The sequence below is a fragment of the Pseudomonas sp. FW305-20 genome, from assembly GCF_058788075.1.
On record NZ_JBYTAJ010000010.1, the window covers coordinates 64,144 to 76,900 of the forward strand.

11 protein-coding genes are annotated in these 12,757 nt (G+C 60.9%); 10 read left to right on the plus strand and 1 reads right to left on the minus strand.

Annotation, left to right across the window (positions count from 1 at the left end):
- Positions 1-44: 44 nt before the first annotated feature.
- The 9 genes from AC3WP4_RS11215 to AC3WP4_RS11255 all read left to right on the plus strand — a co-directional run bounded on the left by AC3WP4_RS11215 (position 45) and on the right by AC3WP4_RS11255 (position 10,999).
- A complete protein-coding gene (locus tag AC3WP4_RS11215) occupies positions 45-761 on the plus strand; it encodes a TraX family protein (RefSeq protein WP_102614897.1) in 717 nt (238 codons plus the stop codon).
- Positions 762-1,046: 285 nt separating this feature from the next.
- Positions 1,047-2,300, plus strand: coding sequence for a serine hydroxymethyltransferase (glyA, locus tag AC3WP4_RS11220; RefSeq protein ID WP_074871495.1), 1,254 nt, complete (start codon positions 1,047-1,049; stop codon positions 2,298-2,300).
- 23 nt (positions 2,301-2,323) lie between these two features.
- A complete protein-coding gene (locus tag AC3WP4_RS11225; protein ID WP_007947735.1) occupies positions 2,324-3,574 on the plus strand; it encodes a sarcosine oxidase subunit beta in 1,251 nt (416 codons plus the stop codon).
- A 14-nt stretch (positions 3,575-3,588) separates the two neighbouring features.
- Positions 3,589-3,918 (plus strand): sarcosine oxidase subunit delta, encoded by a 330-nt coding sequence (locus AC3WP4_RS11230; RefSeq protein WP_033053963.1) that lies wholly within the window; start codon positions 3,589-3,591, stop codon positions 3,916-3,918.
- A complete protein-coding gene (locus AC3WP4_RS11235; RefSeq protein ID WP_102614896.1) occupies positions 3,915-6,932 on the plus strand; it encodes a sarcosine oxidase subunit alpha in 3,018 nt (1,005 codons plus the stop codon). The genes AC3WP4_RS11230 and AC3WP4_RS11235 overlap by 4 nt, the downstream gene beginning before the upstream one ends.
- 130 nt (positions 6,933-7,062) lie before the next feature.
- Positions 7,063-7,695 carry a sarcosine oxidase subunit gamma gene (locus tag AC3WP4_RS11240; RefSeq protein WP_102614895.1) on the plus strand — a complete coding sequence of 211 codons (633 nt, stop codon included), beginning with the start codon at positions 7,063-7,065 and terminating at the stop codon, positions 7,693-7,695.
- Between the two features lie 154 nt (positions 7,696-7,849).
- Positions 7,850-8,707, plus strand: coding sequence for a formyltetrahydrofolate deformylase (gene purU, locus AC3WP4_RS11245; RefSeq protein ID WP_074871490.1), 858 nt, complete (start codon positions 7,850-7,852; stop codon positions 8,705-8,707).
- A gap of 206 nt (positions 8,708-8,913) precedes the next feature.
- Complete coding sequence (fdhA, locus tag AC3WP4_RS11250; RefSeq protein WP_074871488.1) at positions 8,914-10,113, plus strand: formaldehyde dehydrogenase, glutathione-independent; 1,200 nt, start codon at positions 8,914-8,916, stop codon at positions 10,111-10,113.
- A 325-nt stretch (positions 10,114-10,438) separates the two neighbouring features.
- Positions 10,439-10,999, plus strand: coding sequence for a DUF2780 domain-containing protein (locus AC3WP4_RS11255; protein ID WP_102614894.1), 561 nt, complete (start codon positions 10,439-10,441; stop codon positions 10,997-10,999).
- Position 11,000: 1 nt separating this feature from the next.
- On the opposite strand, the gene yihG is transcribed toward AC3WP4_RS11255, so the two are convergent.
- A complete protein-coding gene (gene yihG / locus AC3WP4_RS11260) occupies positions 11,001-11,888 on the minus strand; it encodes a 1-acylglycerol-3-phosphate O-acyltransferase, YihG family (RefSeq protein WP_074871485.1) in 888 nt (295 codons plus the stop codon).
- Positions 11,889-12,204: 316 nt separating this feature from the next.
- Between yihG and rloA2 the strand changes: the two genes are divergently transcribed.
- A complete protein-coding gene (gene rloA2, locus AC3WP4_RS11265; protein WP_074871484.1) occupies positions 12,205-12,711 on the plus strand; it encodes a retropepsin-like aspartic peptidase RloA2 in 507 nt (168 codons plus the stop codon).
- Positions 12,712-12,757 lie beyond the last annotated feature (46 nt).

The window sequence follows — 12,757 nt, forward strand, 5'->3', positions numbered from 1 at the left end:
CACGGGATGATGCTGTCAGAAAAATACAAGGACGCCGGGCAATTATGCACATGACGCAAAGGGATGGGGCGCTGGATCTGCTCAAGTGGCTGGCGCTGTTGAGCATGGTGCTCGATCACCTGCGATATGTCGGGTATTCCGTCGATCTGCTGTATATACCTGGACGGTTGGCGTTCCCGTGGTTCTGTCTGGCAATGGCGGCGAATCTGGCACGGGCTCGCGCGGTGACGACCGACGGCCAGTGGCGTTATCTGGGGTGGTTGCTGCTGTTTAGCGCCATCAGCGAAATCCCGTATCGGATGTTCATTCCTGATCCCGGGACCTTGAATGTGCTTCCCACGTTGGTCCTGGGATTACTGGTGGCCCGTGGCTGGCAGGACCGAACCCTGCAAATGCGACTGTTGGCGGCTGGTGCCTTGTTGCTGGCGGCGCTATTCCCGGAGCGGTTGATGTTCGGCTTCTTCGGTGTGCTGTTGCCGCTGGCGATGTTGCTGGTGATCGGACGGCCCTGGTATTTCGCCCTGTTGCCGGGGCTGGTCTGTCTGGCGGCCAATCAGTGGCCGGTGCTGTATTCCGCGGCGCGGTTTCACAATGTTGAAGCCATCCTCGGTATCGCCGCTTGTCTGATTGCGCCATTGCTGGGGCTGCTCTTGTTGCGACAGGCAAAAGGCTTCCAGCCACCGCCGATGCGCCGTTGGGCGTATGCGCTGTATCCGCTGCATTTTCTACTGCTGCTCGCAATACGTCAGATCATCGCCTGACCCCTGTGGGAGTGAGCCTGCTCGCGATGGCGGCAGCCCAGGCAACATCAATGTTGAATGTGAGGCCGCTATCGCGAGCAGGCTCGCTCCCACAGGGGATCCAGGCGACTTCAAGGGTTGTGTCCGGCCAGCCATTTCGGTCCATGTCGTAAACGCACCTTTGCGTGGCGTCCGTAGGCATTTGGCCTGTCTGCGCCGGTCATACCATCGCATTCAAAGGGCACTGTCGAAACACCAGTGCCTTACCGAGACGAATGGCGCATAGATGCCGCTGGGAGAGACGCGATGTTCAGCAAGCAAGACCAGATCCAGGGTTACGACGATGCACTGCTGGCGGCGATGAATGCCGAGGAGCAACGCCAGGAAGATCACATCGAGCTGATCGCGTCCGAGAACTACACCAGCAAGCGCGTGATGGAAGCGCAAGGCAGCGGCCTGACCAACAAATACGCCGAAGGCTATCCGGGCAAGCGCTACTACGGTGGCTGTGAGCACGTCGATAAAGTTGAAGCACTGGCCATCGAACGCGCCAAGCAACTGTTCGGTGCCGACTACGCCAACGTGCAGCCGCACTCCGGTTCTTCCGCCAACAGCGCCGTTTACCTGGCCCTGATCCAGCCGGGCGACACCATTCTCGGCATGAGCCTGGCTCACGGCGGTCACTTGACCCACGGCGCGAAAGTGTCGTCCTCGGGCAAGCTCTACAACGCCGTGCAGTACGGCATCGACACCAAGACCGGGTTGATCGACTACGACGAAGTTGAACGTCTGGCCGTCGAGTGCAAGCCGAAAATGATCGTTGCCGGGTTCTCGGCTTACTCCAAGACCCTCGACTTCCCACGTTTCCGTCAGATCGCCGACAAGGTCGGTGCGCTGCTGTTCGTCGACATGGCCCACGTCGCCGGTCTGGTCGCCGCTGGCCTGTACCCGAATCCTCTGCCATACGCCGATGTGGTCACCACCACCACCCACAAGACCCTGCGCGGTCCACGTGGCGGGCTGATCCTGGCCAAGTCCAACGAAGAGATCGAGAAAAAGCTCAACGCCGCGGTGTTCCCCGGCGCACAGGGCGGCCCGTTGATGCACGTGATCGCTGGTAAAGCGGTGTGCTTCAAGGAAGCGCTGGAGCCTGGTTTCAAGGCCTACCAGCAACAAGTGATCGACAACGCCCAGGCCATGGCCGGCGTATTTATCAAACGCGGCTACGATGTAGTGTCCGGCGGCACCGATAACCATCTGTTCCTGGTCAGCCTGATCCGTCAGGGCCTCACCGGCAAAGACGCGGATGCAGCACTCGGTCGCGCCCACATCACCGTGAACAAGAACGCTGTCCCGAACGATCCACAGTCGCCGTTCGTGACCTCCGGCCTGCGCATTGGCACCCCGGCGGTGACCACTCGCGGCTTCAAGGTGACCCAGTGCGTCGAGTTGGCCGGCTGGATTTGCGACATCCTCGACAACCTCGGCGACGCCGATGTCGAGGCCAATGTTGCGCAGCACGTTTCGGCCTTGTGCGCGGACTTCCCGGTTTATCGCTGAGCGCGGTTTTGGAGTAAATGACTATGCAACGCTACTCGGGCTTCGGCCTCTTCAAACACTCCCTCAGCCATCACGAAAACTGGCAGAAGATGTGGCGCACGCCGACCCCTAAAAAGGTCTATGACGTGGTCATCGTCGGCGGTGGCGGGCATGGTCTGGCGACCGCCTACTACCTGGCCAAAGAGCACGGCATCACTAACGTGGCCGTGGTCGAGAAAGGCTGGCTGGGCGGCGGTAACACCGCGCGCAACACCACCATCGTTCGCTCCAACTACCTGTGGGACGAGTCGGCGCACCTGTACGAACACGCGATGAAATTGTGGGAAGGCCTGTCCCAGGACCTGAACTACAACGTGATGTTCTCCCAGCGCGGCGTTTACAACCTGTGCCACACGCTTCAAGACATCCGTGATTCCGAGCGTCGGGTCAGCGCCAACCGCCTCAACGGCGTGGACGGTGAGCTGCTCGATGCCAAGCAAGTGGCCGACGAGATTCCGTACCTCGACTGCTCGAAAAACACTCGCTACCCGGTGATGGGCGCCACCGTCCAGCGTCGCGGCGGCGTGGCCCGTCACGATGCCGTGGCGTGGGGCTTTGCCCGTGCCGCCGATGCCTTGGGCGTGGACCTGATCCAGCAGACCGAAGTGATCGGTTTCCGCAAGGAAAACGGCGTGTGCATCGGTGTTGAAACCAACAAGGGCTTCATCGGCGCCAAGCGCGTCGGTGTGGTGACCGCCGGTAACTCCGGGCACATGGCCAAACTCGCCGGTTTCCGTCTGCCGATCGAATCGCACCCGCTGCAAGCGCTGGTGTCCGAGCCGATCAAGCCGATTATCGACAGCGTGATCATGTCCAACGCCGTACACGGTTACATCAGCCAGTCCGACAAGGGCGACCTGGTGATCGGCGCCGGTATCGACGGCTACAACGGCTACGGCCAGCGTGGTTCGTACCCGGTGATCGAGCACACCATTCAAGCCATCGTCGAGATGTTCCCGGTGTTGTCCCGCGTGCGCATGAACCGTCAGTGGGGCGGCATCGTCGACACCACGCCGGACGCCTGCCCGATCATCTCGAAAACCCCGGTTCCGAACATGTTCTTCAACTGCGGTTGGGGCACCGGTGGCTTCAAGGCAACACCTGGCTCGGGCAACGTGTTTGCCGCGAGTCTGGCCAAGGGTGAAATGCACCCATTGGCTGCACCTTTCTCCATCGACCGTTTCCATAACGGTGCGTTGATCGATGAACACGGCGCTGCTGCGGTTGCCCACTAACAGGAGAAATCCCCATGTTGCATATCTTCTGTCCTCACTGCGGCGAACTGCGCTCCGAAGAGGAATTCCACGCATCCGGCCAGGCGCACATCCCGCGTCCACTGGATCCGAACAGCTGCACCGACGAGGAGTGGGGCGACTACATGTTCTTCCGCGATAACCCTCGCGGTCTGCACCACGAGCTGTGGGATCACGTCGCCGGTTGCCGTCAGTACTTCAACGCCACCCGTGACACCGTGACCTACGAGATTCTCGAAACCTACAAGATCGGCGCCAAGCCACAATTCACCGACAAGACCGATAGCCCGAAAGCGGCCGCCACGGCTCTGGGAGAGAAGGTATGAGCCAGATCAATCGCCTGTCCAACGGCGGACGCATCGACCGTAACAAAGTGCTGAGCTTCACCTTCAACGGCCAGACCTACAAAGGCTTTGAGGGCGATTCTTTGGCCGCGGCCTTGCTGGCCAACGGTGTCGATATCATCGGTCGTAGCTTCAAGTACTCGCGTCCACGCGGCATCTTCGCCGCCGGTGCCGAAGAGCCGAACGCCGTGCTGCAGATCGGCGCGACCGAAGCCACGCAGATCCCGAACGTACGCGCCACGCAACAAGCGCTGTATCAAGGTTTGGTCGCCACCAGCACCAACGGCTGGCCGAGCGTGAACAACGACATGATGGGGATTCTCGGCAAGGTCGGCGGCAAGCTGATGCCGCCGGGCTTCTACTACAAAACCTTCATGTACCCGCAATCGTTCTGGATGACTTACGAGAAGTACATTCGTAAGGCTGCTGGTCTTGGCCGCTCGCCGACCGAGAACGATCCGGACACCTACGACTACATGAACCAGCACTGCGACGTGCTGATCGTCGGCGCTGGCCCTGCGGGTCTGGCGGCTGCATTGGCGGCTGCCCGTAGCGGTGCGCGTGTGATCCTGGCCGATGAACAGGAAGAGTTCGGCGGCAGCCTGCTCGATTCCCGCGAAAGCCTCGACGGCAAGCCTGCCACCGAGTGGGTCGCCAGCGTCATCGCCGAGCTGAAAAATACCCCGGACGTGCTGCTGTTGCCCCGCGCCACGGTCAACGGTTACCACGACCACAACTTCCTGACCATTCACGAGCGCCTCACCGATCACCTCGGCGACCGCGCCCCGATCGGCCAGGTGCGTCAGCGCATCCACCGGGTTCGCGCCAAGCGTGTAGTGCTGGCGACCGGTACTCACGAGCGTCCACTGGTTTACGGCAACAACGACGTGCCGGGCAACATGCTCGCCGGCGCTGTGTCGACTTACGTGCGTCGTTACGGCGTGGCACCGGGCAAGAAACTGGTGCTGTCGACCAACAACGACCACGCCTACCGCGTTGCACTGGATTGGCTCGACGCCAGCCTGCAAGTCGTGGCGATCGCCGACGCCCGCAGCAACCCTCGCGGTGCGCTGGTGGAAGAAGCGCGCGCCAAAGGCATCCGCATCCTGACCGGCAGCGCTGTGATCGAGGCCCGTGGCAGCAAGCACGTGACCGCCGCTCGCGTTGCCGCGATCGATGTCAAAGCACACACCGTGACCAGCCCGGGCGAGTGGCTCGATTGCGACCTGGTCGCCAGTTCCGGCGGTTACAGCCCGGTGGTTCACCTGGCGTCGCACTTGGGCGGCAAGCCGATCTGGCGTGAAGACATCCTCGGTTTCGTACCGGGCGAAGCACCGCAGAAACGCGTGTGCGTCGGTGGCATCAACGGCGTCTACGGCCTCGGCGATTCCCTGGTCGATGGTTTTGCAGGTGGTGCTCGCGCCGCCAGCGAAGCCGGTTTCAGCGTGGTCGAAGGCACCTTGCCGAAAGCCCTGAGCCGTCTGGAAGAGCCGACTCTGGCGCTGTTCCAGGTGCCTCACGAAAAAGCCACTGCCCGTGCGCCGAAGCAATTCGTCGACCTGCAGAACGACGTCACCGCTGCCGCCATCGAACTGGCGACCCGCGAAGGCTTCGAGTCGGTCGAGCACGTCAAGCGCTACACCGCGCTGGGCTTCGGCACCGACCAGGGCAAGCTCGGCAACGTCAACGGCCTGGCCATTGCCGCCCGTTCGCTGAACGTGACCATCCCGCAGATGGGCACCACCATGTTCCGTCCGAACTACACGCCGGTAACCTTCGGCGCCGTGGCCGGCCGTCACTGTGGGCACATCTTCGAGCCTGTGCGTTTCACTGCGCTGCATCACTGGCATGTGAAGAATGGCGCCGAGTTCGAAGACGTCGGTCAATGGAAGCGTCCATGGTACTTCCCGAAAAACGGTGAAGACCTGCACACCGCCGTGAAGCGTGAATGCAAAGCCGTGCGCGACAGCGTCGGCCTGCTGGACGCTTCGACCCTGGGCAAGATCGACATCCAGGGCCCGGATTCGCGTGAGTTCCTCAACCGCATCTACACCAACGCCTGGACCAAGCTCGACGTGGGCAAGGCCCGTTACGGCCTGATGTGCAAAGAAGACGGCATGGTGTTCGACGACGGCGTGACTGCCTGCCTGGCCGACAACCATTTCGTGATGACCACCACCACCGGCGGCGCTGCACGCGTGCTGCAATGGCTGGAAATCTACCACCAGACCGAATGGCCAGACCTGAAGGTGTATTTCACGTCCGTGACGGATCACTGGGCAACCATGACCCTGTCCGGGCCGAACAGCCGCAAGCTGCTCAGCGAAGTCACCGACATCGACCTGAGTAACGAAGCCTTCCCGTTCATGACCTGGAAAGAAGGTCTGGTCGGCGGTGTGCCGGCGCGGGTGTTCCGGATTTCGTTTACCGGTGAACTGTCGTACGAAGTCAACGTGCAGGCCGACTACGCCATGGGCGTTCTGGAAAAAATCGTCGAGGCCGGCAAGAAGTACAACTTGACGCCTTACGGCACCGAAACCATGCACGTTCTGCGGGCGGAGAAGGGCTTCATCATCGTCGGTCAGGACACTGACAGCTCGATGACCCCGGACGACCTGAACATGGGCTGGTGTGTCGGTCGCACCAAACCGTTCTCGTGGATCGGCTGGCGTGGCATGAACCGCGAAGACTGCGTGCGTGATCAACGCAAACAGTTGGTCGGTCTGAAGCCGATCGATCCGACCAAATGGCTGCCGGAAGGGGCGCAACTGGTGTTCAACACCAAGCAAACCATTCCGATGACCATGGTCGGTCACGTGACTTCCAGTTACCTGCACAACTCCCTGGGCTATTCGTTTGCCATGGGTGTGGTCAAGGGCGGCTTGAAGCGCATGGGTGAGCGGGTGTTCGCACCGCTGGCCGACGGCAGCGTGATCGAGGCGGAAATCGTTTCTTCGGTGTTCTTCGATCCGAAAGGCGATCGCCAGAACGTTTAACACCACAGTACCTGTGGGAGCGTGGCTTGCCCGCGATGAACGATAACGCGGTGCCACAGGCAGACCGAGTTGCTCCCATCGCGGGCAAGCCACGCTCCCACAGGAATACGAATACAGGAACAGGTGCTTTATGACCGCAGCCAATGTTTACCAACAACGCCCAACCACCGGGGCCAAGGCCGAGTCGTCGCTGCATCATGCCGACCTCGCCAGCCTGGTGGGCAAGGGCCGCAAAAACGCCGGCGTGATCGTGCGTGAGAAGAAACTCCTCGGCCACCTGACCATCCGTGGCGATGGCCATGATGCTGCGTTCGCAGCCGGTGTGCACAAAGCCCTCGGTATCGAATTGCCGGGCGCGCTGACCGTCATCGTCAAAGGCGAAACCAGTCTGCAATGGATGGGGCCGGATGAATGGCTGCTGATCGTGCCGACCGGTGAAGAATTCGCTGCCGAGAAGAAACTGCGTGAAGCGCTGGGCAACCTGCACATTGCGATCACCAACGTCAGCGGCGGCCAGCAGCTGCTCGAACTGAGCGGCCCGAACGTGCGCCAGGTGCTGATGAAGTCCACCAGCTACGACGTGCACCCCAACAACTTCCCGGTGGGCAAGGCTGTGGGCACCGTGTTTGCCAAGTCGCAACTGGTGATCCGTCACACCGCCGAAGACACCTGGGAACTGCTGATTCGTCGCAGCTTCTCGGATTACTGGTGGTTGTGGTTGCAGGATGCGGCGGCCGAATATGGCCTGAGCGTCCAGGCGTAAAGATCGTTCCCACGCTCTGCGTGGGAATGCATCCCGGGACGCTCCGCGTCCCAAAGCGGACGCTCCGCGTCCCAAAGCGGACGCAGAGCGTCCATGGCGGCGTTCCCACGCAGAGCGTGGGAACGATCAGTTTCGCTACAGGAGTCACCGCACTATGAGCCGCGCCCCAGACACATGGATTCTGACCGCCGACTGCCCAAGCGTCCTCGGCACCGTGGACGCGGTGACCCGCTTTCTGTTCGAGCAGGGCTGCTACGTCACTGAGCACCATTCCTTCGATGACCGGCTTTCGGGCCGTTTCTTCATTCGCGTGGAATTCCGCCAGCCCGACGGCTTCGACGAGCAAGCCTTCCGCGCCGGTCTCGAAGAGCGTGGTAAAGCCTTCGGCATGATCTTCGAACTGACGCCGCCGAACTACCGCCCGAAAGTGGTGATCATGGTTTCCAAAGCCGATCACTGCCTCAACGATTTGCTCTACCGCCAGCGCATCGGCCAGCTCTCGATGGATGTGGCCGCCGTGGTCTCCAACCACCCGGACCTCAAGCCATTGGCGGACTGGCATCAGATTCCGTACTACCACTTTCCGCTGGACCCGAACGACAAACCGTCGCAGGAGCGTCAGGTCTGGCAGGTGATCGAAGACTCCGGCGCCGAACTGGTGATCCTTGCCCGCTACATGCAAGTCCTGTCGCCCGAGCTGTGCCGCAAACTCGACGGCAAGGCGATCAACATCCATCACTCCCTGCTGCCGGGTTTCAAGGGCGCCAAGCCTTATCACCAGGCCTACAACAAGGGCGTGAAACTGGTCGGCGCCACGGCGCACTACATCAACAACGACCTGGACGAAGGCCCGATCATCGCCCAAGGCGTGGAAGCTGTGGATCACAGTCATTACCCGGAAGATTTGATCGCCAAGGGGCGGGATATCGAAGGGCTGACCCTGGCGCGAGCGGTTGGTTATCACATTGAACGAAGAGTGTTCCTTAACGCCAATCGCACAGTCGTTCTTTAGATCGCCTTCGCGGGCAAGCCCGCTCCCACAGGGTCCTTTGTCGTTTACAGACCTTGTGTTCACCCCGTCCACTGTGGGAGCGGGCTTGCCCGCGATGAGGCCCTGACAAACAACGCAAAGACACACAGGCAATAACCCGAGCAATCAACGCGCCGCCGACCCATGGCGACGCGACCGTTACATAAAAACAACAGCGAGGTGAAAGCATGTCTGGCAATCGTGGTGTGGTGTATCTCGGCAATGGCAAAGTCGAAGTACAGAAAATCGACTATCCGAAAATGCAGGACCCGCGCGGCAGGAAGATCAACCACGCTGTCATCTTGCGTGTGGTTTCCACCAACATCTGTGGTTCCGACCAGCACATGGTGCGCGGTCGTACAACCGCTCAAACCGGCCTGGTACTGGGCCACGAAATCACCGGTGAAGTGATCGAGAAGGGCAGCGACGTCGAGAACCTGCAGATCGGCGACCTGGTGTCCGTACCGTTCAACGTAGCTTGCGGACGCTGCCGTTCCTGCAAGGAAATGCATACCGGCGTTTGCCTCAGCGTCAACCCGGCGCGTCCGGGCGGTGCTTACGGTTATGTCGACATGGGCGACTGGACCGGCGGTCAGGCTGAATACGCGATGGTGCCGTATGCCGACTTCAACCTGCTGAAACTTCCTGACCGCGACAAGGCCATGGAAAAAATCCGCGACCTGACCTGCCTCTCCGACATCCTGCCGACCGGTTACCACGGCGCAGTGACGGCCGGCGTTGGTCCGGGCAGCACCGTGTACATCGCCGGTGCTGGTCCTGTCGGTCTGGCCGCTGCCGCTTCCGCTCGCCTGTTGGGCGCGGCCGTGGTGATCATCGGTGACGTCAACACTGTCCGCCTGGCACACGCCAAGGCTCAGGGTTTCGAAATCGCCGACCTGTCCCTGGACACCCCGCTGCACGAGCAAATCGCCGCACTGCTGGGCGAGCCAGAAGTGGATTGCGCCGTCGACGCCGTGGGCTTCGAAGCGCGTGGTCACGGCCATGACGGGGTGAAACACGAGGCTCCGGCCACCGTGCTCAACTCGCTGATGGGCGTGGTTCGGGTGGCTGGCAAAATCGGTATCCCGGGCTTGTACGTGACTGAAGATCCGGGAGCAGTCGACGCCGCCGCGAAGATGGGCAGCCTGAGCATCCGCTTCGGTCTGGGCTGGGCCAAATCCCACAGCTTCCACACTGGCCAGACGCCAGTGATGAAGTACAACCGCCAGCTGATGCAGGCGATCATGTGGGACCGTATCCACATTGCCGACATTGTTGGCGTGGAAGTCATCAGTCTGGATGACGCGCCACGTGGTTATGGCGAGTTCGATGCGGGCGTGCCGAAGAAGTTTGTGATCGATCCACACAAACTGTTCAGCGCGGCGTAAAGGCTTCAGGCAAAACAAAACGGCGACCCTCGGGTCGCCGTTTTTTGTTGGATGATGATCGTTCCTACGCTCTGCGTGGGAATGCAGCCCGGGACGCTCCGCGTCCCAAAGCGTGACGCAGAGCGTCACAGGAGGCATTCCCACGCAGAGCGTGGGAACGATCATTTACAGGGCTGCCAACGCGCGGCCTGCGCCGGTCCATTCTTTTTCGACTGTTCGTCAGGCGCTTGCCAAACCTGGGAACAATCCCCCTGGATGCCAGTCCAAACCACGGTTTTTCGCCGCCCATTGCCGGGCGGTTTTCATGGCACATGAGGATGTCTGGATGAAGATTTCACGCGGTTTTGCACTGGCTTCGCTGATGTGTCTGGCGGCCAGTCCGGTCTTTGCTCAGTTCAACCTGTTCGACGCGGCCAATGCCCTCTCCGGCACGCAGGGCGATGACGCCGCCGCGCCGACTTCGCAGACCGCGCAGACCGCCGGTTTGCTGAGTGCGCTCAGCCAATTGAACGTGACGCCGGAACAAGCCATTGGCGGTGCCGGGGCGATGCTCGGTCTGGCGAGGAATCAATTGAGTTCGACCGACTACTCGGAGTTGGCCAAAAGCGTGCCCGGCATCGACTTGCTGGCCGGTGGCGGTGAACTGGGCGTCCTCAGCGGTTTGCTTGGCTCGTCCGGTAAAGCGGCAGGTCTGGACAACCTCATGGGCAACGTGAGTAACACCAACGACCTGAACAGTGCCTTCAGCGCATTGGGCATGGACACTGGGATGATCGGCCTGTTTGCCCCCGTGCTTCTGCAATTTTTCGGTCAGCAGGGCGTCGGCGGTTCACTGCTGACAAACCTGGGCGGGATCTGGGGCGCAGGCACCGGCACCGGTATCTGATTCAGCGGCGCTCGGCGCGCAACGCGTCGATGCGCTGATCCTTCTCGATCCAGAGCTGGTTGACCCAGTTCTGGATGGTTTCGCGAAACTGCGGATCGTTTTGGTAATCGCCCTGCCACAGCGCCGGGTCGAGTTCGCGGGTCTGGATGTCGATGATGACCTTCGGCACGTTACCGCTGAGCAAATCCCAGAAGCCCGGAATCGTTGGCTGCGGATAAACCACCGTCACATCAAGGACCGCGTCCAGCTGTTCGCCCATTGCCGCCAGAACAAACGCCACGCCGCCAGCCTTGGGCCTGAGCAGGTGGGTGAAGGGTGATTGCTGCCGGGCACTTTTCGCCGCGGTATAGCGCGTGCCTTCCAGGTAATTGACCACTGTCACCGGCTGACGCTTGTACAACTCGCACGCCGCTTTGGTGATCTCCAGGTCCTGGCCGGCCAGTTCAGGGTGCTTCGCCAGGAATGCCTTGGTGTAGCGTTTCATGAACGGGTAATCCAGCGCCCACCACGCCAGCCCCAGGAACGGTACCCAGATCAGCTCTTTCTTGAGGAAGAACTTGAAGAACGGTGTGCGTCGGTTCAGCGTTTGGATCAGCGCCGGGATATCGACCCAGGATTGATGGTTGCTGATCACCAGATACGACGTGTCGACCCGCAGGTCATCGCCGCCACGGATGTCCCATTGCGTGGGGATGCACAGGCGGAAAATCAGCTTGTCGATTTCGGCCCAGGTCTCGGCGATCGCCATCACCGTCCACGAGGCGTAATCACGCAAGCGCCCGGGCAGGACCAGTTTGAGCAAGGCGAACACCATCAGCGGCCCGAACAGGACCAGGGTGTTGAGCAACAGCAGCAGGGTAACGAAACAGCCGGTGAGCAGGCGGCGCATAGATAACTCTTGAAAGCTTCTGGGCGCGCAATGATAAGCAGCTTCGGACGGCAGGCCAAATCGGTGACGACAAATGTTTCACCTTTTCGGCGGTATGCTTGAGCAGATTTGAACCTGTCAGTCATTTGTGGGGGGACTGTTCCGGCCTCTTCGCGGGCAAGCCCGCTCCCACAGTAGATTGGGGTGTACCCAAGGTTTGTGAACGACACGAAACCCTGTGGGAGCGTGGCTTGCCCGCGAAGCGATTTCAAGAACGAACGAATTGCTCACTGACGGTCTAAAATTCCGCTGCCCACTCCTCAAGGAAGCCCATTACGTGAAATCCCTCCTTGCACTGCTTTCCCTTATAGCCCTGCCGGTCCTGGCTGCTGAGCCGACCCTGTACGGGCGCTACGAATACATCGCGCTGCCGGAAATCGGTGGCGAAGTCCTCAAGGCCAAGATGGACACCGGCGCCCTGACCGCGTCGCTGTCGGCCAAAGACATCGAAACCTTCACTCGTGATGGCGACGAGTGGGTGCGTTTCCGCCTCGCTACCAAAGGCGCGAGCAACAAGGTCTACGAGCACAAGGTCGCGCGGATCAGCAAGATCAAGACCCGCTCCGAAGAAGATGACGACGACAACGAATCGGTCGAACCCACCAAGCGTCCGGTGGTCGATCTGGAGCTGTGCCTGGGCAACGTCAAGCGCACCGTGGAGGTCAACCTCACCGACCGCAGCAGCTTCAATTACCCTTTGTTGATTGGCGCCAAAGCCTTGCGTGAGTTCGGCGCGGCGGTGAACCCGGCACGGCGCTTTACGGCGGACAAACCCGACTGCTGATTTGAAGTGGTCTCATTGACGTGACGTGAGCCTTGGGGCACCGTTC